This is a genomic window from Psychrilyobacter piezotolerans, from assembly GCF_003391055.1.
Taxonomy (GTDB): domain Bacteria; phylum Fusobacteriota; class Fusobacteriia; order Fusobacteriales; family Fusobacteriaceae; genus Psychrilyobacter; species Psychrilyobacter piezotolerans.
This window is the reverse complement of sequence record NZ_QUAJ01000014.1, coordinates 42,150-64,269: the sequence shown is the minus strand read 5'-3', so window position 1 is coordinate 64,269 and position 22,120 is coordinate 42,150. Positions and strand designations below refer to the sequence as shown.

Sequence of the window (22,120 nt, the reverse complement as noted above, 5' to 3'; positions counted from 1 at the left end):
TTTTATGAAAATAATAGATAAATATTTGTTTAATCAATTAAAAATGCCTGTTTTGTTTGGAATAAGTCTATTCACCTTTATATTTTTAATAGAATTGATGGTAAAGATGATGGAAAGTATCCTGGTTAAAAGGGTACCGGCACTGGATATGCTCCATCTGCTTACCTACTACATACCTCCGATATTGTCCCAGACGATCCCCATGGGATTTTTCCTTGGGGTAATGATAACCTATAATAAGCTGACTTCAACCAGTGAAAGTGTGGCTATGGTATCTATAGGAATGAGTCTGAATAAGATATTGAAAGTACCATTTTTTATGTCGGTGGGAATATTTTTTCTTACTATTTTTTTGCAGGAGAAAATAATACCTGAATCTTTTGTGAGAGCTGAGACCTTAGGGGTAAAAATTGCTACTGAAACACCGTCATTTCAATTGACAGAGAAGACGTTTTTAGAAAATGTAGGAGAATATAGTATCTATATAGATACGCTGGACCCCAAAACAAACCAGGCAAAGGATGTTGTTATTTTTCAAAAGAGTGAGAAAGACATCTATCCAAATGTCATGCTGGCAGACAGAACTACTTGGAAAGATGGTGCTATGACTTTAGAAGATGCGACCTTTTATCAATTGGACGAAGAGGGGAAGGAAAAGTTAAGGGGAAGTTTTAAGAGTCAGGTTCATCCGCTGACTTCATTTCTCTCTGATTTTGATGTAGAGATAAAGGAGATAGACACTATGTCTGCCGTGATGCTCCTAAAAAATATAAAAAAAATAAAGGAGAATAAGAGTGCTGCTGAAGAGATCTTACCCTATAGGGTAGAGCTGCAGAAAAAATTAGCTTCTCCGTTTTCGGCAGTATTTTTAGGAATCCTAGGGGTATTATTTTCTTTGGGCCACCATAGAAGCGGAAAAAGTGTCAGCTATGGACTGAGTATGGCAGTGATATTTATATATATAACCCTATTCAATGTAGCAGTAGTGTTATCCAGCAAGGGGACTATCAATCCGGTAATCGCTATATGGTTTCCTAACCTGCTTCTGGCAGGACTCACAGGAATTATGTATATTAAAAAGGCAAGGAGGGGATAGATGAAAAAAATAGACAGATATATAATAGTTAAATTTATAAAGTCAGTTCTATTATCCCTCTTTGCTTTTATAGGGATTTTTGTTATATCTCAGATCTTCAAAGTTATAAACTATGTTACCTCCGGGAGGATGACAACTATTGAAGGTGCCAGATATATGGCTGCATTGATTCCTGGGATACTGGTACAGGTATCCCCTCTGGGAGCACTATTAGGCGGATTAATAACAATAAATAAGATGGCCAGCAGTTTAGAGGTGATAGCTCTAAAAACTTCCGGGATCAGTTTTAGAAGGATAGTTCTCCTGCCTATAATTGCTGCATTTATCATGGCAGGAGGAGTTTTTTATATCAGTAATTCCTTACAGCCAAAAGGATTAAAGGTAGCTCGTGAGTTAAAAAGAAAAAACCAGATAGATGAAGATAGGATCCCAGCAGAAAAAAATGATGTATACCTTAGGGGAAATGGAGATTATATCTATCATTTTGACTATATAAATAGAGAGACAAATATAGCCCATGGAGTAGAAATTGTAATTTTAACGGAGAATTTTGATGCTATAAAATCTATAATCACGGCTAAGTCAGCAAGATATACTGCCTACGGCAGATGGGAGTTAGATGAAGCCAATGAAAATAAGATAGAGGAAAAAACAGTAGTCTATCATAATGTTTATAGAAACTCGGAATTAAAAGATGCTCCAAAATTATTTCTGACTCCTAAATACAGAAAAGATGAATTAAGTTTAACAGAATTGAGAAAGGTAGCTGAACTTCTCCGTAAAACTGGAGGAGAATCCAAGGAATTTGAAGTGGAATTCCATAAGAGGATAGCTTATCCATTTGCCTGTGTAGTCATAGGAATCTTAGGTCTGTCTCTTGGAAGCAGATATGTAAGAGGTTCATCGGCTATAAATATAGCCCTCAGTATTGCTTTTGGTTATGGTTATTATATTGTCCAGGCTAGTTTCGAAGCCATAGCTATGGGAGGAATCTTGTCTCCCCTTATTGGAGCATGGATGCCTAATCTTATCTTTACAGGTATAGGGATGATTGCAATGAATAAGGCAGAATATTAAGGAGAGAAATTATGATAATAGAAAAAAAATTAAAAAACGGAATTCCTGTTTTTTTTGATAAGATAGACGGGATACAATCGGTAACCATAGGAATCTTTGTAGGAACCGGATCAAAAGATGAAAAGGCCGGTGAATACGGTGTATCTCATCTTTTAGAACATATGATGTTCAAGGGAACCAGCAGAAGGACGGCTAAGGAACTATCGGAAGAGATAGATGATGTGGGCGGAAATATAAATGCATATACCGGAAAGGAAACCACAGCTTATTATATACAGCTGCTGTCTTCCAGGCTGGAAGTGGGGGTAGATATCTTATCGGATATGTTTTTAAATTCTACTTTTTCAGATGAAAACCTGGAAAAAGAAAAGAAGGTTGTGATTGAAGAGATAAATATGTATGAGGATATCCCAGAGGAAAAAGTGCATGATATAAATTCTACATTTGCTATCTCCGGAGACCAATCTAACATAGTTTTAGGGAGTATTGAAAGTGTAAACGGGATCAGCAGAGAGATCTTAGTGGATTATTTCAATAGGAGATATACACCGGAAAATATGGTAATATCTTTAGCTGGAAATATGGATATAGATAAAGTTATGGAGATGTTAGAGGATACCATGGGTAGTATAGAGAAAAAAGAAACTCAAATACCCAGGGAATTTTCCATGAGAATAAACTCCGGAAAAAAGGTTTCTAAAAAAGAGATGAGTCAGGTCCACCTATGTATAAACACTAAAGGAATTTCCTACTTAGATGAAGACAGGTATAAATATTCTATAATCTCTAATATATTAGCCGGAAATATGAGTTCCAGATTATTTCAAAAGATAAGGGAAGATCGTGGATTGGCTTACTCAATCTACAGTTATATGTCAAACTTCAGAGAAGGCGGGTTATTTACCATCTATGCCGGGACAACACCTAAAGACTATAATGAAGTAATTCAGATAGTTCTGGAGGAATTTGAGGAGATAAAGAAAAATAGTGTTACCGAAAAAGAGCTGGAGAGATCAAAGAACCAATTTTTAAGTTCATTGACCTTTGGTCTGGAAAACAGCAGGGCCAGGATGAGCAGGTTGGCCAACTCATACCTGACCTATGGAAGGATAAAAACGGTTGAGGAAACTATAGAAGAAATCGAGAAGATAAGCTGCGAGGATATAAAAGAGGTGGCGAATAAAGTTTTCTCTGAGGAATATTATTCATATACTATCTTAGGGGATGTATAAAGTTAAAGCTTTAAACTGAAAATTGGAAATTATTTTCGATACAGATACTGCAGAGATTAGAAAAATTATCAATTATCAATTATGAATTAACAATGAAGAATCAGATGAAAAAACTTTAGTCACGAATGACACTAAAAATATACGAGTATTAAATCTCTCTATTGTTTAAATAAATAGATTTAAATGCATCACGAAAAGTGGTAAACTTCTGTGATGCAGCTATAAAATTTAAAAATTCGTGCAATTGGTGATTCAAAAAACGAAATCTGTGTAATCAGTGGCAAAGATTTTTAATTTTAATTGGTGTAGATTAGTGGCAAAAGGAGAAAAAACTTATGAAAAAAGTAGAAGTCAAGATAATAACGGAGGAAGGTGTAGCCCTTCCAAAATATATGACAGATGGTGCAGCTGGAATGGATGTATGTGCCCATATTGAAAAACCTGTAACTCTAAAAAGTTTGGAAAGGCAGTTGATTCCTACTGGGATTGTCATGGAGATACCATTTGGGTATGAGGTTCAGGTAAGGCCTAGAAGCGGGCTGGCAATGAAACATGGAATAACCCTGGTAAACTCTCCTGGAACCATAGATTCAGATTACAGAGGAGAGGTAGGGATAATCCTGATCAACCTCAGTTCGGATGAGTACACTATAAATCCCATGGAAAGAATTGGGCAGCTTGTCCTTCAAAAGGTCTATAAGATGGAATTTGTTGAAACGGATAAGGTGGAAAAAAGCAAAAGATCTACAGGTGGATTTGGTCATACAGGGAAATAGTAATAATTATAGATAGGTGGAAAAAATGAAAAATAATAGAGATATAAGAGTTTTGATCAAAAAAGTAAAAAAAATGAGTTATAGAATTTTATTAAATGCTTTATTGATAGCGGTAATCAGTGCATTTTCAATATATAGCGCAACCTACACCAAAACCACTTCTTTTTTAAAGAAAGATCTGATTTGGCTCCTTTTGGGGATCGTGGTATATTTTGTATTTTCTATGATTGATTTCAAACTGTACAGGCGATACTCCAGACTGATTTATGGGGTAAGTCTGCTCTCTCTACTGGCTGTTTTTGCATTTGGAGTAAGTAAATTAGGAGCTAAAAGATGGATAGACCTGGGGTTTATGAACTTGCAGCCTTCGGAGTTTGCAAAGATCTTTATGGTGTTAACATTTTCAGCTCTCCTGGTGAATAGGTATAAAAGTAGTTTTTCAGGCCTAAAAGATGTGATCAAGGCCGGAGTTCATATTCTTCCTATATTTATACTGATATTAAAACAACCGGACCTGGGAACCTCTCTTACACTGGTGGCAATATTTGGAGTATTGATATTTGTTCACGGAATAGATCTCAAAACAATAATCATAATGCTTGGAAGTCTGGTAGTCTTTGTTCCCTTTGCATATTTTTTTCTTTTAAAAGAATATCAGCAGACAAGGATATTAACATTTTTAAATCCTGAAAGTGATCTTTTGGGAAGCGGGTGGAATGTAACTCAGTCCATGATAGCAGTAGGTTCAGGGGGCTTATCTGGGAAGGGCTTATTCCAGGGAACCCAGAGTAAACTTAAATTCTTACCGGAATCCCATACAGACTTTATAGCTGCTGTTTTTTTAGAAGAAACAGGGTTTGCAGGAGGGGTGATATTATTAGTCTTATATTATTCCCTTATCTATAATATAGTCCGGATAGGTAATAGCTCCAAGGACGAATATGGCAGGCTGATTTGTTATGGAGTAGCTGCCATAATATTCTTCCATACCACAGTAAATTTAGGAATGATAATAGGTATTATGCCGGTAACGGGCTTGCCGCTTCTCCTGATGAGTTATGGCGGGAGTTCATATATATTTACCTTTATGATGCTGGGGATAGTTCAGAGTGTAAAAGTTCATAGTGATAAATATTAATTTTTTTTACCTCAATAAAGGAAATGACTGTTTGGAAAAATGGTCAAAAAAATTACATATAGTAACTAAAAAATGGAAGCCAGGCTTCCATTTTTTAGTTACCATATTATTTAAAAGTCATCTAAAAATACTTCTGGTTCAGCATTTTTGTCTGAACTTGAATTTTCTACAGGATCGTTAGATTCTATATTTTCTGTTTTATCTATAACTTCAGCTTCAGGAGTTTCTTCAGCTGCAACGACAACAGGAGGGTTGGCTATTTCCAAGTATTCTGCAGAAACTTTATTAATAGCCCCGTCTAGATCATCAATAATACCTTCAAGGTGGGTAACAAAGATCCCCTTTGCTTTTTCAGGAATTTTGTTTTTATCTATAGCTAAAACAATAAATTCCCTGCCCTCATTGTTCCAAGAGTTTGTCGTAACAGCATCCTTTATCAGCTGGGATGAAACTAGATTAGCCAGATCACTGGTGGTGCTTTTGGAGATTACGATATTTTTAGTGTGGATCTCATTAAAAAATGAATTTAATACATTTGTAGTCTCGGTGAAAATTTGTTTCTTTAAAGATATTTCCGCTTCCTCTTCTGCTCTCATTTTAGCCACAGCAGTTCCGCTTTCATTTACTTTATAGCTGCCCATGGCAAATAATTGTGTTTCTTCCTGCACGTTGAAATTAGTTTTTTCAATCTCTGTATATGTAGGAGTACCTGTAAATGTATCTTGAATGTTGGTACACGCTCCTAAAGATAGGATTAATCCAGAGAGAAAAATTATCTTTAACTTATTTTTCATAAAAGCCTCCTAAAAATTTATTATAATTGATGTTTTAATGCGTACATCATCGCGAAAGTTCAGTTGTCACTAAAGTATATAATTCTAATCTGTAAATGTCAATCTCCCTAATGATATAAAGGGGAAAAGATAGAGATACAAAAAAAGCATAAAATAGTGTATAATAACAGTTGTAATTATATTATATATCTGTACTTTTTCTTAATGGGGTGGAAGAAAAAAAGTAAAAAAAATAACTTATTCTGCAAAAAAGATACTTTTTTTGTTTTGAGTAAAAATTAAACAAGATTATATGGTAAAATAACAATAATGACGCAATGGGAAGATTGCAATAATATATAAAATCTAGTAAAATTTATAATAGGCGTAAAAGTCTTGTATTTAGTTTTACTAACTAGGAGGAGTGAAGTTAATGGGTATTTTCTCTATTAATAAAAAAAAATACGCTACATTGAAGATTGAGAAAAAAAAGGTAGAAAAAAAGGAAGAACCTAAAAAGGTGGAGCCGAATATAACAGGATCAGGGCTGTGGGTTAAGTGCCCTGGGTGCAATGAAATAATCTACAAAAAAGATATCAAAAAAAATGAGATGAGATGTCCGAATTGTGACAACTACTTCAAGATGAGTGGAAAGCAAAGGATTGAATTGTTGATAGATAAGGATACTTTTGAGGAGTTTGACGTAGACCTGTCTACAAGAGATCCCCTTAAATTTCCTGATTATGCAGAAAAAATAGAAAATGCAAAGATAAAGACTAAATTAAAAGAAGGAGTTATCTCTGGAATCGGAAAGATGTTTGGGATGGAAGTCAGTATAGCTGCCATGGATTTTTCTTTTTTAGGTGGAAGTATGGGAACAGTTGTAGGGGAAAAGATAACCCGTGCAATTGAAAGAGGTGTCGAAAGAAAGATACCTGTAATAGTAGTAGCAACTTCCGGAGGGGCTAGGATGCATGAGGGGATCTTATCACTTATGCAGATGGCGAAAACTTCTGCGGCGTTGGACAGACTTCGTGAAAAGGGGATACCATTTATATCTATTCCGGTAGATCCAACTACTGGAGGAGTAACTGCATCATTTGCCATGTTAGGAGATGTAATCATCAGTGAGCCAAAAGCTCTAATAGGATTTGCAGGACCTAGAGTTATAGAACAGACAATAAAACAAAAATTACCTGAAGGGTTTCAATTGAGTGAATTCGTCCAAGAATGTGGAATGGTGGATATCATTGCTAAGAGGGAAGACTTGAAAAAAACTGTACATAGGGTATTAGATAATTTATTTGGACTATAATTCGGGGGTTAATAATATGGAATTTGAAAAAAAATTAAAAGAGTTAGAAATAAAAATAGTTGAATTAGAAAATTTTTCTAAAGAGAAAGAGATCGATCTATCTGCTGAGATCGAGAAATTAAAGGCAGAAAAAGAAATGATGTTAGTGGAAACTTATAAAAATTTGAGTTCGTGGGAGAGGGTGTCGGTAGCCAGACATCCAAAGAGACCATATACTCTGGATTATATAGAACACATTGTAGAAGATTTCGAAGAACTGCATGGAGACAGATTATTTAAAGATGATCCGGCTATTGTAGGAGGAATTGGAAAGATAGATGGAAAGAGATTTGTAATAATCGGACATCAAAAAGGCAGGGATATGGAGTCCAATATATATAGAAACTTTGGAATGGCAAACCCAGAAGGATATAGAAAAGCTCTTCGTCTTATGAAGTTAGCAGAAAGATTTAAACTGCCGGTTTTAACACTGATAGATACAGCTGGAGCATATCCGGGGATCGATGCAGAAAAACATGGGCAGGGAGAAGCAATAGCCAGAAATCTTATGGAGATGGCCGGTTTATCAACTCAGATTATAGCAGTTGTTATTGGAGAAGGTGGATCTGGAGGTGCATTGGCTCTGGGAGTGGCAGATAGAGTATTTATGCTTGAAAACAGTGTATATTCTGTAATATCACCGGAAGGATGTGCAGCAATCTTATATAAAGATGCCTCAAGAGCATCACAGGCAGCAAATGACCTTAAAATATCAGCCAAGCAGTTGATACAATTAGGGGTAATAGACGATATCATAGAGGAACCTTTAGGGGGCGCTCACAGGGATCATGAGGTCATGGCTAAAAATTTAAAAACAAAAGTATTGGAAGCATATGCAGAAATAAAAGATCTTCCTATGATGGAATTAAAAGATCATAGATATGAAAAATTTAGAAAAATGGGTGAAGTAAATCAAGGGGTATAGATAAAAAACCTCTTGAGTAATTATTAAATTATTAGAAAATAACCGTAGAAGTTATATTGAAGGGGTGTTTGGATATGAAAAAAATAGCCATATTAACAAGTGGAGGAGATGCACCAGGGATGAATGCTGCCATTAGATCAGCAGCAAAGTTTGCATTTTACCAAGGAATAGAAGTGTTTGGAGTAAGAAGAGGTTATAAAGGTATGGTAGATAATGATATCTTTAAGATGACTAGTTCTGATGTAAGTGGAATTATAGACAGGGGAGGAACGGTACTTTTGAGTGCCAGACTGCCTGAATTTAAAGATCCGGAAGTAAGAAAAATTGCTGCAGCTAATTTAAAGGCTCATGAGATAGAGGGTCTTATTGTTATCGGTGGAGACGGATCATTTCATGGAGCAGATCTTTTATACAAGGAACATGGAATTAAGGTTATTGGAATTCCAGGGACAATAGATAATGATATAATCGGAACAGATTTTACCATTGGATATGATACAACTTTAAATATAATCATAGAAGCTATGGTTAGGTTGAGAGATACTGCCACTTCCCATGAGAGAACTTATTTAGTAGAAGTAATGGGAAGAGATGCAGGAGATTTAGCACTATATGCATCCTTAGCTGCTGGAGGAGACGGGTTCTTCATACCGGAAGCAAAGGATACTGTACAGGATATAGCTGATGTTATAAAAGAGAGAAGAGCTATGGGTAAATTACATGATATTATCTTAGTTTCTGAGGGAGTGGGGTCTGCCTATGAAATCGGAAATGAATTAAAGAAAATTGTAGATACAGAGCTGAGAATAACTGTATTAGGACATATTCAGAGAGGGGGATCACCATCTGCATTCGACAGAGTATTAGCAACAAAAATGGGTGCTAAGGCTGTAAAAGAACTTATGGCAGGAGAAAGTGGAATGATGATTTGTTCTGAGAGCAATAAGATAACTACAAAATTCATTGATTATGCATGGAATGGAATAGTGGATAATACTCAAAAAAGAAAAGATATAGAATTAGCTCATATCTTAACCAAATAATATAATGCTGAGCAGAAGCTCATTTATAATAATTTTTTAAAAATTCAGGAGGAAAGCAATGAAAAAAACGAAAATCGTATGTACCATTGGTCCAAAATCAGAATCAAAGGAAATGTTAACCAGCCTTTTAAAAGCTGGAATGAATGTAATGAGATTAAATTTTTCCCATGGAAACTATGTTGAACATGGTGGTAGAATAGATACAATGAGAGAAGTAATAAAGGAAACTGGAATTATGGCAGCTATCCTTTTAGATACAAAGGGACCTGAGATCAGAACTATCAAATTAGAAGGTGGAGAAGACGTAATCTTAGAAGCAGGTCAGGAATTTACAATTACAACTGATGAAACTGTCGTTGGAAACAAGGATATAGCAGCAGTTACATATAAAGGATTAACAGAAGATCTAAAAGCTGGAAACACAATCTTATTAGATGATGGTTTAGTAGGACTTACAGTTAAAGAAGTTACCGGAGACAAGGTAATCTGTACTGTAAATAATACTGGAGCATTGGGAGAAAATAAAGGGGTAAACTTACCAGGTGTATCTGTAAACTTACCGGCATTATCAGAAAAAGATATCAATGACCTTAAATTTGGTTGCGAACAAGGGGTAGACTTTGTGGCAGCTTCATTTATCAGAAAAGCTGATGATGTAAGAGCAGTAAGAAAAGTTTTAGATGATAACGGAGGAGCTAAGATCCAAATTATTTCTAAGATAGAAAATCAAGAGGGTGTGGACAACTTTGATGAAATCTTAGAATTATCTGATGCTATCATGGTAGCCAGAGGAGACCTAGGGGTAGAGATACCTGTAGAAGAAGTACCATTTGCACAAAAGATGATGATAGACAAGTGTAACGAAGCTGGAAAGATGGTAATCACAGCAACTCAAATGTTAGATTCAATGATCCAAAACCCAAGACCAACTAGAGCAGAAGCCGGAGACGTAGCCAATGCAATCCTAGACGGAACAGATGCAGTAATGCTTTCAGGGGAAACAGCTAAGGGTAAATACCCGGTGGAAGCTGTGTCAACTATGGCCCAAATCTGTAGAAAAACAGATTCAGTAATGGGATATGTTCACCATGACTTCAGAGGTGAAATGAGTATAACTGAAGCAGTTTCTAAAGGAACTGTAGAAGTAGCAGAGACGTTAAATGCTAAATTAATTTTCGTAGCGACTGAAACTGGAAGAGCAGCTAGAAACTTAAGAAAATACTTCCCATCAGCACATATAGTAGCACTTACAAACAATGAAACTACAGCTAACCAGCTTATGCTGACTAAGGGTGTTTACCCAGTGATGAATACAGATTCAGCAATCGATGATAATGTAAAGACTATCGAAGCATTTGAAGGATTTGCACAAATTATATCTAAGAGATATATAGATGCTGTAGCAGGAGATGTAGTGGTATTATCTTGTGGTGAAGAGTTATATAAGCCGGGAACTACAAATACTTTAAAAGTATTAACTATTAAATAATAGAAATCATATAAATATATTGAAGGAGCTGAAAATTTCAGCTCCTTTTTTTTATAGTATAGAAGTCTGTACGAAACATCACGCTGTTTTTTTATTTAAAGAGAAAATCCCTTAAAAAGGATAAAATTTTATTTCTTGTATTAGTTCATAAGGGTTTATAAAAAAAGGAGTTGATTATTTTGTTGAAGTTATGTATATTTATTTTTTATTCGATAATTACTTTTGGTTATAGTTTTGAAGAACTGAACAAAAATATTTTGAGCGGAGGTGTCCCTAGAGACGGGATACCGGCAATAGGAGCACCTGAATATATAAGGGTGGAGGACGGCAAAAAAATTATGAGAGATGGTGACATAGTTTTTCTCTGGGAAGGGGATGATTTTATAAAAATTATTCCCCAGAAAATTTTGGTATGGCATGAGATTATCAATGACAAGGTTGGGGGTAGGGAGGTGGCTATAACTTACTGTCCCCTCACATCTACAGTAATTGGTTATAAAATTTCAGGAACTACCATGGGGGTTTCGGGAAAACTTTTAAACAGCAATCTGGTGATGTATGACAGAAAAACAAAGAGCCTTTGGCCGCAGATAATGGGAGTCTCCATAGAAGGAAAAAGAAAGGGAGAAGAATTAGAGCAGTTTCCTCTGGTATGGACCACATGGGAAAGAGCTAAAAAGAAATATCCAGATGCATATGTACTTTCGCAAAAGACAGGAGCCATACGAAATTACCAACGGGATCCCTATGGAAATTTTTCAGATAAAAATAGTTACTATAATAAAGGGGGATCTTTTTTTCCCCTTATGGCCAAAAGTGATCGATTATCTCCTAAAACTGTGGTTCGAGGGCTTGCAGGGGAGGAAAGTCAGGCAGCGGTATCCTGGTATGAAGTGAAGAGAAAAAAAATCGTAAATATAGATATAAAAGAAATAAAGGCAGTCCTCTTCTATGATGAAGAACTTAATACGGTACGGGGGTTTTCCAGAATTTTTGAGGGAGATGAACTGAAATTTGAGATGACAGATGGAAAGATAGTGGATGATGTAAAGAAAAGGGTGTGGAATTATAAAGGAGAATCTGGAAAACATTACCTTGATCATTATAAAGGGATGGATGCATTCTGGTTTGCCTGGTATGCCTTTTATCCAGATACCGCGGTAGGTGATTCAAGTGACAAATTTGAATAAAATTTTAAGGGACAAGAGTAGTAGACGGATTGGTTTTTTAGCTGGATTAATCTACTTCATACTATATCTCTATAGTGTTGGAGATATATCTTTAGAAAATGATATTCAGGGGGGGATATTTTTTCTTTCCAACTGGAGAGACGTGATTTTTAAAATGAAAAGCACCTTTATTTGGGAGGCTGTAGGAGTGATTTCAGGCAAAAATATTTATATGGCTATTTCTCCGCTAAATATATTATTAGGGGTTATTTTATCGGGGTTAATTTTTGTCAATATATCTACAGCATTGTATGCCAAGAAACATCCCGGGAGCTGCCCTCTGGGAATGAAAACCGGATTTTTAGGTGTATTTGCAAGTTTTTTAGGAGGATTTGCATGCTGTGTTCCTACATTTATAATTGTATTGGGGCCGATTTTTAGCGGTTTGACTTTATTTTTTATAAAGATAAGGGTATTCTTGATTCCCGGAAGTCTTTTAATTTTAATATGGGGAGCCATATGGGGAGTTAAAAGGGTAAAATAAGGATAGAGGCAGGCTTGAACTCAAGATTTAAGAGCCTCTTTTTTTTTTGAAATAAAAATTAATAAAAAAGAAGGCTTAGGCCTTCTTTCTCTTAAAATGTTGGTGCTATAATACCCTTGTATTTATCGATGATAAAATTTTTCACTTTTTCGCTGTGGAGTGCTTTCATGAGAGCTTCTACTTTTTTATTATCTTTATTTTCTGTTTTAACTGCTACAATGTTGGCATAAGGTGAGTCTTTTCCCTCTCTCAATATAGCATCTTTTACGGGATCAATGCCGGCATCTAAAGCATAGTTTCCATTGATAAATGCACAATCTACATCCTGTAAGGATCTAGGGAGCTGAGCTGCATCGATCTCTTTAAAATTTAATTTTTTAGGATTTTCTGTGATATCCAGCACCGTAGCTTTCAATCCAGCCTTGGGATCTAATTTGATAAGCCCGGTTTTTTCCAATATGATCAGAGCTCTTCCGCCATTGGAAGGATCGTTGGGGATGGCAATGACAGCACCATCCTGCAGATTTTTTAAATCTTTTATTCTATCTGAAAAAAGACTCAGTGGGGATACGAATACTCCTCCAACAGAACTGAGGTCCAATTCCCTGTCCTTTGAGAAAGCTTCTAAATACGGCAGATGCTGGAAAAAGTTAGCATCGATCTCTCCGTCATTCAGGGCCAGATTAGGGGTAACATAATCTGTAAACTCAACAATTTCCAGCTGGATTCCCTCCTTAGCCAGGTCATCCTTTATAAGGTTTAAAATTTCAGCGTGGGGAGATGGTGATGCTCCGATTCTCAGCACGTTGTTTTCTGCGGCCTCTTTCTTTCCGCATCCGACAAATATAGCAATAAGTGACAATAATAATATAATTTTTTTCATAATTTTTTCCTCCTTATATGTACGGATAATTCATGAATTACCCCTTTATATATTCAAAATATTTTTCTTTTTGCCACTAATTTACACCAATTAACTCGAATTAAAACATTTAATCTTTGTTTCTCTTTGTGTTCTCATTTCTTTGTGATTAATTTTTCTTTCGTGAATATTAGTGTTCATTGGTGGCTATGTCGAAAATACTTCTACTTCCTCTTGGCATTAATATTATTTACTATACTATTTCCTGTAAATTGAACTATTTGAACCAGTATTATTATGCTGATGACCGATATAAACATGATATCCACCTGGAACCTCTGGTACCCGTATCTGATTGCCACATCTCCTAAACCACCTCCTCCGATAGCTCCTGCCATGGCAGAATAACCGATTAAATTTATTATAGTCAGGGTGATACCGTGAATAAGACCGGGGAGTGCTTCCGGTATCAATACTTTGGTAATAATTTCAAATTTAGAAGCTCCCAATGAGACAGATGCTTCTATGATTCCCCTGTCCACTTCGTTTACAGCTCCCTCGATGATCCTGGCAACAAAGGGAGCTGCTGAGATAGACAGGGGTACAATGCTGGCTGTAGATCCAATGGTTGTTCCTACGATAAATCGCGATATGGGTAAAACCAAGATCATCAATATGATAAATGGAAAGGATCTTCCTACGTTGACAATAAGGTCTAGAATTTTATTTAATTTATTCATAGGCAGGATATTATCAGGTTTTGTGACATATAATAATATTCCCACGGGGATCCCTATGAGGAGGGAAAATACCACTGAAAATAACACCATGTATATAGTTTCGCTGAATGCCGGTAAAAGCAGACTTATAATTTTATCCATTGTACAACACCTCGATTCCTAATTTATTTTGTTTCAGCCACTCTATACTTTTCAATTGTTTTTCCATCTCACCGCTTAGCTCTAATATAAGGTGGCCTACACTGCTGGTTACTAACTTGTCGATACTCCCGGCCAGGATACTTATATCCACATCAAATTTTCTGACTAATTGAGAGATAATAGGTTTATCAACAGCCACTCCTACATAGGAGAGTTTTACTATCTTTCTGCCACTCTTCTGGCTGAATGCAACCTCTGCTTCTTCCTCCGGGATCAGATGTTTTATAAATTCCTGGGTAATTACAGTCTGGGGGTTTGAAAATATATTTACGACCTCTCCTACTTCTGCCACATTACCGCCGTCCAGGACTGCCACCTTATTGCATGAATCCCTGATAACCTCCATCTGATGGGTGATGAGGATAATAGTCAGGTTTAATTTTTTCTGGATATCCTTTAATAAGTTTAAGATATTCTTGGTAGTTTTTGGATCCAGTGCACTGGTTGCTTCATCTGAAAGAAGAACTTTCGGGTGGTTAGCCAGAGCTCTGGCGATGGCGACCCTTTGTTTTTGTCCTCCGGACAACTGGGCCGGATAGCTGTCGATCTTATCTTCTAATTCCACTAATTTTAGGAGCTCAATAATCCTGGGTTTAATCTTTTCCTTGGGATAGTTGGCTACCTCCAGTGCAAAGGCTATATTACCTCCTACGCTCCTGGAATTCATGAGGTTAAAGTGCTGAAAGATCATCCCTGTTTTCTTTCTGTACTCTTGAAGCTCAGAATTATTAAAACCCAAGATATCTTTCTGCTCCACCAGGATCTCACCGCTGGTTGGCTCTTCTAATCTGTTCAATAGCCTGATAAGGGTTGATTTCCCGGCTCCGCTGAGGCCGATAATCCCGTAGAAATCTCCTTTTTCAATATCTAAGTTTATATTTTTTAGTGCATCTACTCTGATATTATTACTGGTGTAAGTTTTTTTGATGTTTTTGATCTGAATCATAATTTTATCTCCTTTTTGTTACCCTGCCTTTGGCACCTTTGACATAGGAAAAATTATATTTACTAAATATAATTTTTCCGTACTCATCAACCGGTGGAAAGAGGGAAAAATAATATAAAAAAAAGCCTGCGGCGTCTACCACAGGCTTTCGTACTTGCTTGAAAGATGTTTGGCAGACTCATGTAATTTAATACAAAATGAGTCTGCCCTTAAATTAAATAATTTAAGTTACAAACCCTTCCAAAGCATCATCATCATATTTAATTGTCTGAATTCAAGATTTTTCATAACAATCTTCCTCGCTTAATAATTTTTTTTAGATAATAACATGGTTTTTTTGAGATGTAAAGACTTTTTTAAAAAAATATACTTTAGTATTGTTTTTTTAGGCCAGAAAATGAAATAAAGTATTTTTTTTAGTGTTTTCTTCCCCTATCTTGTTTTTGCCACCAATCAACACAGATTTCTTTAGATTTAAAAATGAAGTTTATAGTCGTTTAACTCCACGGTAAATATCTGGCGGGTTTCGTCGTGCCCGCCATGCCCGTCAGGCATCCCGCTAAGAAACGGGGATCTATGGACTCGCTTACAAAGATAATTATAAACTTCCGGCACTTTTTGGATACTTATTTCTTGCTGCAGAGAAAAAGTAACCCGTATCAAAGGCGGAAACTTTGGAATTTGATTGATATACAATTATTAAATATATTTTTAACTTTTAAGTAAATATTTAAAAAATAAGGTTCTAAGGGTGCCACCCTTAAGTGGCTCTGTTTCTTTTTATCTGAAAAAGAAATAGAGGAAAGAAAAGCAGACTTTTTCCAAATGATGTTATAGGAGTAAGTCAGGGGTAATTTCCGTCTTTTTACTGTAACAGTCCTCGCTTCACTGCGTACTCGCAAGGGGCATCCCCAAGATTTCTACCAGTGAATGGCATCACCAAAATACTAGTAGTTTACTTTGTAAACATAAAATTTTGAGATAGAGATTATTACACAATCTAAGAATCTTGAGAAAACTTATCCTGTAGGACGACTGAGTAGAATATTTATTAGGAAGCTAGAGAACATCTAGAAAAAGAAACTAAATTATTTATTTTAGAAAAATATAAAATAACGTAAGTTTTTTTAAAAAACATTCATAAAACAAAAAAATCTAATGTCAAGGAAGAATTGTTTTTTGTTTTTTTATCTTTTTATACTCCTTATTTATCAATCTTAAACCTAAGTATATAAATTTTATATACTCCTATTTTATAAAATGAGTTAGACACTTTTTACTATATGTGCTAATATTTTGTATGGATAAACTATATATAGTGGAAAAAGGAGGGATTAAATTTGCATAGTTTAATGGAAAAATTAAAACTCAAAAGAAAAGAACTAAATATTACCTCTTCTTTTTCTAATGAAGTGCGTTATCTAAAAAATATAGAAAAAAGTATAGAATCGTTAAAGAAAGCATCTATAAAAAAACAAAATAAGATTAATTATAAATTTATAAAGAAAGAATATAAAACAGCTATCGGAGCAAAATTTATTGCTTCTGAAAGTTTTTTGAGTGAAGCTCTTTCTTGTTTTGAAAGAGAATATATAAAAGAGAAAAATAAAAAACAGAAATTAGAAGACAAAGAATTTAGGATTGAAAAATTAAAAGAGTTGAAAAGTAAAGGCTTTAATTCTCAAAAACTAAGCATATTAATAGAATGTGTTAGTGAAAAATTAGGATGGATTTTACTTGCTGAGTTTATTTCTCATGTATTTAAGGAAACTTTAGATACACTAAAAAAATATTTTTATTCTATTCAAAGATCTACCAAACTATTGCTAGGATCTGTTGCGTTAGAAAAAAATAGAGTGCTTCTGAATTAGAATTTTTTTGATAGATATAACAAAACATCAAAAAAATATAACCGGAGGTAAAAAATGATACAAAATAAAATAAAGAGAAGAAAAGATTTTAATAAACTAATAACAGGATTAGATATAACACCTACAATGTATAAAAATGCGATTGAAAAATATAAAGCATTAGCTGAATTTTTTAAACAAAATGGAATTGATTGCGATATTTATCCCCAGGGATCATTTGCATTAGGAACAGTTGTAAAACCCTATAAAGAAGGAAAAGATACGGCTTATGATCTAGACTTTATTTGTCTTATTAAAAAAAATAAAAATTCAACAGATCCTAAGGAGATTAAAAACCTTATAGGTGATCTTTTAAAAGGACATAAAATTTATAGTGATATGTTGATTGAATGGGATAAATGTTGGACTCTTAATTATGCAGATATTAATGGAGTAGGGTTTAATATTGATATTATTCCTGCTGCTGAAGACGAGGAATTAATTTTTAGTTATGATGTAACAAAACAAAGTATTGCTATAACTAATAAAAATTCAGGAACGATTTATACTTGGATTAGATCTAACCCTAAAGGTTATATTGAGTGGTTCAATTATATAAATAAACCATTTTTAGATTGGAATAGAGATAATCAACGTCAGGCATTTATGGAATCGTATAAAGGCGTATATAATACAGTTGAAGAAATTCCAGATTTACTTTTAAAAACGCCTCTTCAAAAAGTTATTCAAATTTTCAAAAGACATAGAGATATTTATTTTCATAAAATAAAAAAATCAAATAAAAAAACAATATCTGCTATTATTACAACTATATGTGCAGAGATTGCAAAGACAGCTCCTTTTAATTTAGAGGTAAATGACTTATTAGAATTTATTGTAAAAGAATTTAAAATATATTCAGAGAGACAAATATTAGATGAATCTAGTTTTGATCAAAGATATAAAGAAAGAATAGTTATTAAAAAATCTGGAGGTAACTGGAGTATTATAAACCCTGTAAATCCTGAAGATAATTTAGCTGATCAATGGAATAGTGATCCAGAAAAGGCAAAACTATTTTTCCAGTGGGTTGAGAATATCCAAACAGAACTTATAGATTCTTTTGGTTTAGAAGATGAAAAATTCATAAGTATATTAGAAGGGGCTATAGGGAAGACACATTTAAGCTCAATTATTGATACTGTTGATTATAACCTTGAACCAGCAAGAGAAATAACAAGACTTAGTCAATCTTGGAGACAATAAAATGCCCATAGATATGATTCAAATCCAGGAAGTTATTGATAACTTCCCTGGATTGTCAATAAAAAAATCATTAAAAAAAGAAAAAATAATTTCAGGGAAATTCGAATTGAATGACTCATATAATGGAATTAGAATGGTTGATGATTTTGAAATAGAAATAACTATCCATTCTAATTATCCTGAAATCCTTCCTAAAATAAAAGAAATTGGAAATAAGATAGATCCTAAATATGGTCATATTTATTTGGATAGAAGTCTATGTTTAGCTACGGAAGGAGATATGAAAATTAATTTGTTTCCAAACTTTAAATTAATTGATTGGATGAATAATTATGTTATTCCTTACTTTTATAGCTATAGTTATTATAAAAAATATAATGGTGTATATCCCTTTGGAGATAGGTCTCATGGGGCAAAAGGAATTTTAGAATATTATGTGGAATTTTTTAAAGTAAATAAGCTAGAAGAGGCTAGAGAATATTTAAAAATAGTTTCTAAAAAAGAGTATAAAGGTCACTATTTATGTCCTTGTGGAAGTGGTAAAAAAATAAGAAATTGTCATAAAGAAAAAATTTATAAATTGATGAATCCTGAGTATTGCACTTTTTATAAAGATGATTTAAATATGATACTTGAGGAGGAAAAAAATTATGATTGATATTAAAGTAAAACAAAATGAAGAAAATATATTAAAATTATTATTTTCAGCAAGAATTAATTACAATAAAGCTTCAAAATTGAATAATTATTTGTGGTTGCTTAGTATTATAACGGGTATATTTAGCGTTACTAATTATTTCGATATTAGTTCAGAAAATAATTCTATAATTCTTTTAGTATTAGTTATTATTGGAGTAATTTTACATTATTTTATAAAACAAAATATAGAAAGAGGGGCAGAAACCAAAAAATTAATAGATGAAACACTTTTTGAGTTCCCAACTAAATTTTCTTCATCTAATATTTTAAAGATAAAAGAAGGGGCTTTAAAACTTCAAGAAAAATATCCAGAAGAATATGAGAGGCAAATAAAAAATAGAGGCGATTCTGATGCTCGTGGAGTAAAGGATTGGTATGACCCTAAAGAAACCACTAATTTTAACAAGACAATTTTTCAGTGTCAAAAAGAGAATATTTTTTGGGATAAAAATTTATTAAATATATACAAGAAATTATTAATGAGTATTGTTTTTATTTTATTTGTTTTTTTACTGTTTGATTTATATAATAACTCACTTAATATTGTATTATTTCATATATTTGGCTTTTTTAATTTTTTATCTATATTAGTAAGAGATTTACACAGTATTAAAACATATTTTACTTGTTCTATTATTATGGATGAAAAGGTTGATATTCTTGGAAAAAATAATGTTATAAATGAAATTGTAGTTTTAAAAGAACTTCAAGATAAAATTAATGAGAGAAGGTCTTTGCTACTGATAGTTCCAGATTTTTTTCATAAAATCAATTCAAAAAAATTACATAAAAAATGGAAAAGTTTATTGAGTTTTTTATTATCGTTTTAATAAAAGTATAACGGAGGTAATTATTATGGCTAAGACAAAAAGTTCAACTTCTGGGAAACAACAGAAAAAAATAGTTCCTGTTGATGGGTATACAAAAAAAGATGGGACAAAAGTTAAACCACATAGAAGATCGACATCTAAATAGAAAGAAAAAGACTTAGTAATTAATTTTACTAGGTCTTTTCTTCCTTCTGATGGCGATTTCATGAATATCAAAATTAATTTATTATGAAAAGGGAAAATATGAAAAATTCTATAACTCTGAATTTTATGGATTCGTATGATATAATTACATAAAACCTTGATCACGAAGAAAGTATAAGCAGGAGGAAGAATGAAATTAACGGATATTTTTGAACATTTTAAACCTCATAAAAAATTATTTATCTTGGATTTTACAAGTGCATTTTTTATGGCAATGATAGACCTGGCATTCCCGGTATTTACCCAGAGGATAATAGACGTGGAGCTGCCAAATAAGAATTATAAATTTTTTATGATTTTGATCTCCATCTTGGTGGTACTGCAGGGGATAAGGGCTGTTCTGGCCTATATAGTGACCTATTACGGTCATCAGATGGGGATAAATATAAGGTATGATATGAGAAATAAACTATTTACTCACCTGCAGAAATTATCCCTGTCTTACTATGATAATGCTAAAACGGGGACTATAATGTCCAGAGTTATGGGAGATCTGGAGATCCTTTCTGAACTGGCACATCATGGTCCTGAGGACTTATTTATAATAGTTGTTACCTTCATAGGATCCTTTATCCTGATGATAAATTTAAATGTTACACTTACCCTGGTAGTATTTATGATCCTGCCTTTTTATATTTATTTTGTCATAAAAGAAAATAAAAAGATGAAGTGTGCCTTTAAAGATTACAGGGTGGTCTCGGCAGAGGTCAATTCCCACCTGGAGGACAGTATAGCAGGGATCAGAGTTGTAAAAGCATTTGGAAATGAGAAAACGAGCTCGAAAAAATTCGACAGGCATAATAAAAATGTAGCCGACAGTCTCATGAAAGCATTTGAACCCATAAGTATATTGACCAGTGCAACGGGATTATTTTCCGGCGGAATACAGATTATAATCTTAGTTTTAGGCGGAATCATGGTGATGAAAGGGCAGATGACAATCGGTATATTGATTGCATTTTTACTCTTTGTAAACAGGTTTTTAGATCCTATAAAAAGAATGATATCTTTTTTGGAGATGTACCAGCAGGGAACCGTAGGTTATGAAAGGTTCTGTGAAGTCATGGCTATCGATCCCGACATAAAGGATGGTAAAGGAGCTGAAGATTTGGAAGATATTTCCGGGAACCTGGAGTTTAAATCGGTAGATTTTTCATACAATGATGGAGAGGTAATTTTAAAAAATTTCAATTTAGAGATAAAAGCCGGTGAGAAGGTAGCTTTAGTTGGTCCCAGCGGGGCCGGGAAATCTACAATCTGCAGTCTCCTCCCCAGGTTTTATGACGTAAGCAGAGGAAAGATCACCATAGATGGTGTGGATGTCAAAGGAATAACCCAGAATTCCCTCCGGAAAAATATAGGGATTGTTCAGCAGGATGTATATTTATTTCATGGAAGTATAGGAGATAATATCGGTTTAGGAAAAATTGATGCCACTGAAAATGAGATAGAGAGAGCGGCATCCATGGCTAATGCACTGGAATTTATAAATGAATTACCCGATGGAATGAATACCCTGGTAGGAGAAAGGGGAGTAAAATTATCCGGGGGACAAAAACAAAGGATATCCATCGCCAGGATATTTTTGAAAAATCCAAAGATTTTAATATTGGATGAAGCTACCAGTGCCCTTGATAATCAGACGGAAAAATATATCCAGGATTCCCTGGCTAAATTATCAGAGGGGAGAACTACCCTTACCATAGCTCACAGGCTGACCACCATAAAGAATTCAGATAATATAATCTATCTGGATAAAGACGGGATCCAGGAAGAGGGGACCCATGAAGAACTCATTGGGAAAAAGGGAAAATATGAAAAATTGTATAACTCTGAGTTTCATGGATTTGTATGATATAATTAGATAGAACTTTAGCCAGTTTAAGCTAGAATTTATTTGTGATAA

At 34.1% G+C, this 22,120-nt stretch carries 20 protein-coding genes; 16 read left to right on the top strand and 4 right to left on the bottom strand.

Features of this window, described 5'->3' with window-relative positions; all coding sequences use genetic code 11:
- The first annotated feature begins 4 nt into the window (after positions 1–4).
- The 5 genes from DYH56_RS09055 (at position 5) to rodA (ending at position 5,319) form a co-directional block, all read left to right on the top strand.
- On the top strand, positions 5–1,096 hold the full coding sequence (locus tag DYH56_RS09055) for an LptF/LptG family permease (RefSeq protein ID WP_114642525.1): 1,092 nt from the start codon (positions 5–7) through the stop codon (positions 1,094–1,096).
- Entirely contained in the window at positions 1,097–2,173 is a 1,077-nt protein-coding gene (locus DYH56_RS09050; protein ID WP_114642524.1) for an LptF/LptG family permease, read from the top strand.
- A gap of 11 nt (positions 2,174–2,184) precedes the next feature.
- Complete coding sequence (locus DYH56_RS09045; RefSeq protein ID WP_114642523.1) at positions 2,185–3,405, top strand: M16 family metallopeptidase; 1,221 nt, start codon at positions 2,185–2,187, stop codon at positions 3,403–3,405.
- Between the two features lie 335 nt (positions 3,406–3,740).
- Positions 3,741–4,181: a dUTP diphosphatase gene (dut, locus tag DYH56_RS09040; RefSeq protein WP_114642522.1), complete on the top strand. Its 441-nt coding sequence runs from the start codon at positions 3,741–3,743 to the stop codon at positions 4,179–4,181.
- Positions 4,182–4,206: 25 nt separating this feature from the next.
- Positions 4,207–5,319 carry a rod shape-determining protein RodA gene (gene rodA / locus DYH56_RS09035; protein ID WP_114642521.1) on the top strand — a complete coding sequence of 371 codons (1,113 nt, stop codon included), beginning with the start codon at positions 4,207–4,209 and terminating at the stop codon, positions 5,317–5,319.
- A 110-nt stretch (positions 5,320–5,429) separates the two neighbouring features.
- Here rodA and DYH56_RS09030 read toward each other — a convergent pair whose 3' ends face one another.
- Complete coding sequence (locus tag DYH56_RS09030) at positions 5,430–6,113, bottom strand: hypothetical protein (protein WP_114642520.1); 684 nt, start codon at positions 6,111–6,113, stop codon at positions 5,430–5,432.
- Positions 6,114–6,525: 412 nt separating this feature from the next.
- Between DYH56_RS09030 and accD the strand changes: the two genes are divergently transcribed.
- From accD to DYH56_RS09000, 6 genes are all read left to right on the top strand, one after another.
- Positions 6,526–7,407, top strand: coding sequence for an acetyl-CoA carboxylase, carboxyltransferase subunit beta (gene accD, locus DYH56_RS09025; protein ID WP_114642519.1), 882 nt, complete (start codon positions 6,526–6,528; stop codon positions 7,405–7,407).
- A 16-nt stretch (positions 7,408–7,423) separates the two neighbouring features.
- Complete coding sequence (locus DYH56_RS09020) at positions 7,424–8,371, top strand: acetyl-CoA carboxylase carboxyltransferase subunit alpha (RefSeq protein WP_114642518.1); 948 nt, start codon at positions 7,424–7,426, stop codon at positions 8,369–8,371.
- 74 nt (positions 8,372–8,445) lie between these two features.
- Complete coding sequence (pfkA, locus tag DYH56_RS09015; protein ID WP_114642517.1) at positions 8,446–9,414, top strand: 6-phosphofructokinase; 969 nt, start codon at positions 8,446–8,448, stop codon at positions 9,412–9,414.
- A 58-nt stretch (positions 9,415–9,472) separates the two neighbouring features.
- A complete protein-coding gene (gene pykF, locus DYH56_RS09010) occupies positions 9,473–10,903 on the top strand; it encodes a pyruvate kinase PykF (protein ID WP_114642516.1) in 1,431 nt (476 codons plus the stop codon).
- Between the two features lie 179 nt (positions 10,904–11,082).
- The gene (locus tag DYH56_RS09005) at positions 11,083–12,093 is read left to right on the top strand and encodes a DUF3179 domain-containing protein (protein WP_158539106.1); all 1,011 of its coding nucleotides are present in this window, start codon (positions 11,083–11,085) and stop codon (positions 12,091–12,093) included.
- The gene (locus tag DYH56_RS09000; RefSeq protein WP_233500020.1) at positions 12,086–12,616 is read left to right on the top strand and encodes a hypothetical protein; all 531 of its coding nucleotides are present in this window, start codon (positions 12,086–12,088) and stop codon (positions 12,614–12,616) included. Before DYH56_RS09005 ends, DYH56_RS09000 begins: the two co-directional genes overlap by 8 nt.
- A gap of 91 nt (positions 12,617–12,707) precedes the next feature.
- Here DYH56_RS09000 and DYH56_RS08995 read toward each other — a convergent pair whose 3' ends face one another.
- The 3 genes from DYH56_RS08995 to DYH56_RS08985 form a co-directional block, all read right to left on the bottom strand.
- Complete coding sequence (locus DYH56_RS08995) at positions 12,708–13,499, bottom strand: MetQ/NlpA family ABC transporter substrate-binding protein (RefSeq protein ID WP_114642513.1); 792 nt, start codon at positions 13,497–13,499, stop codon at positions 12,708–12,710.
- 203 nt (positions 13,500–13,702) lie between these two features.
- The gene (locus DYH56_RS08990) at positions 13,703–14,359 is read right to left on the bottom strand and encodes a methionine ABC transporter permease (protein ID WP_114642512.1); all 657 of its coding nucleotides are present in this window, start codon (positions 14,357–14,359) and stop codon (positions 13,703–13,705) included.
- Positions 14,352–15,365 carry a methionine ABC transporter ATP-binding protein gene (locus tag DYH56_RS08985; RefSeq protein WP_114642511.1) on the bottom strand — a complete coding sequence of 338 codons (1,014 nt, stop codon included), beginning with the start codon at positions 15,363–15,365 and terminating at the stop codon, positions 14,352–14,354. Before DYH56_RS08985 ends, DYH56_RS08990 begins: the two co-directional genes overlap by 8 nt.
- Positions 15,366–16,717: 1,352 nt before the next feature.
- Here DYH56_RS08985 and DYH56_RS08980 point away from each other — a divergent pair.
- From DYH56_RS08980 to DYH56_RS08960, 5 genes are all read left to right on the top strand, one after another.
- Positions 16,718–17,236 carry a hypothetical protein gene (locus DYH56_RS08980; protein ID WP_147269604.1) on the top strand — a complete coding sequence of 173 codons (519 nt, stop codon included), beginning with the start codon at positions 16,718–16,720 and terminating at the stop codon, positions 17,234–17,236.
- Positions 17,237–17,290: 54 nt separating this feature from the next.
- Positions 17,291–18,481, top strand: a complete 1,191-nt coding sequence (locus DYH56_RS08975) for a nucleotidyltransferase domain-containing protein (protein ID WP_114642509.1) — start codon at positions 17,291–17,293, stop codon at positions 18,479–18,481.
- Position 18,482: 1 nt separating this feature from the next.
- The gene (locus DYH56_RS08970) at positions 18,483–19,139 is read left to right on the top strand and encodes an SEC-C domain-containing protein (protein WP_114642508.1); all 657 of its coding nucleotides are present in this window, start codon (positions 18,483–18,485) and stop codon (positions 19,137–19,139) included.
- Positions 19,132–20,010 (top strand): S-4TM family putative pore-forming effector, encoded by an 879-nt coding sequence (locus DYH56_RS08965; RefSeq protein WP_114642507.1) that lies wholly within the window; start codon positions 19,132–19,134, stop codon positions 20,008–20,010. Before DYH56_RS08970 ends, DYH56_RS08965 begins: the two co-directional genes overlap by 8 nt.
- A gap of 334 nt (positions 20,011–20,344) precedes the next feature.
- Positions 20,345–22,069, top strand: coding sequence for an ABC transporter ATP-binding protein (locus DYH56_RS08960; protein WP_114642506.1), 1,725 nt, complete (start codon positions 20,345–20,347; stop codon positions 22,067–22,069).
- Positions 22,070–22,120 lie beyond the last annotated feature (51 nt).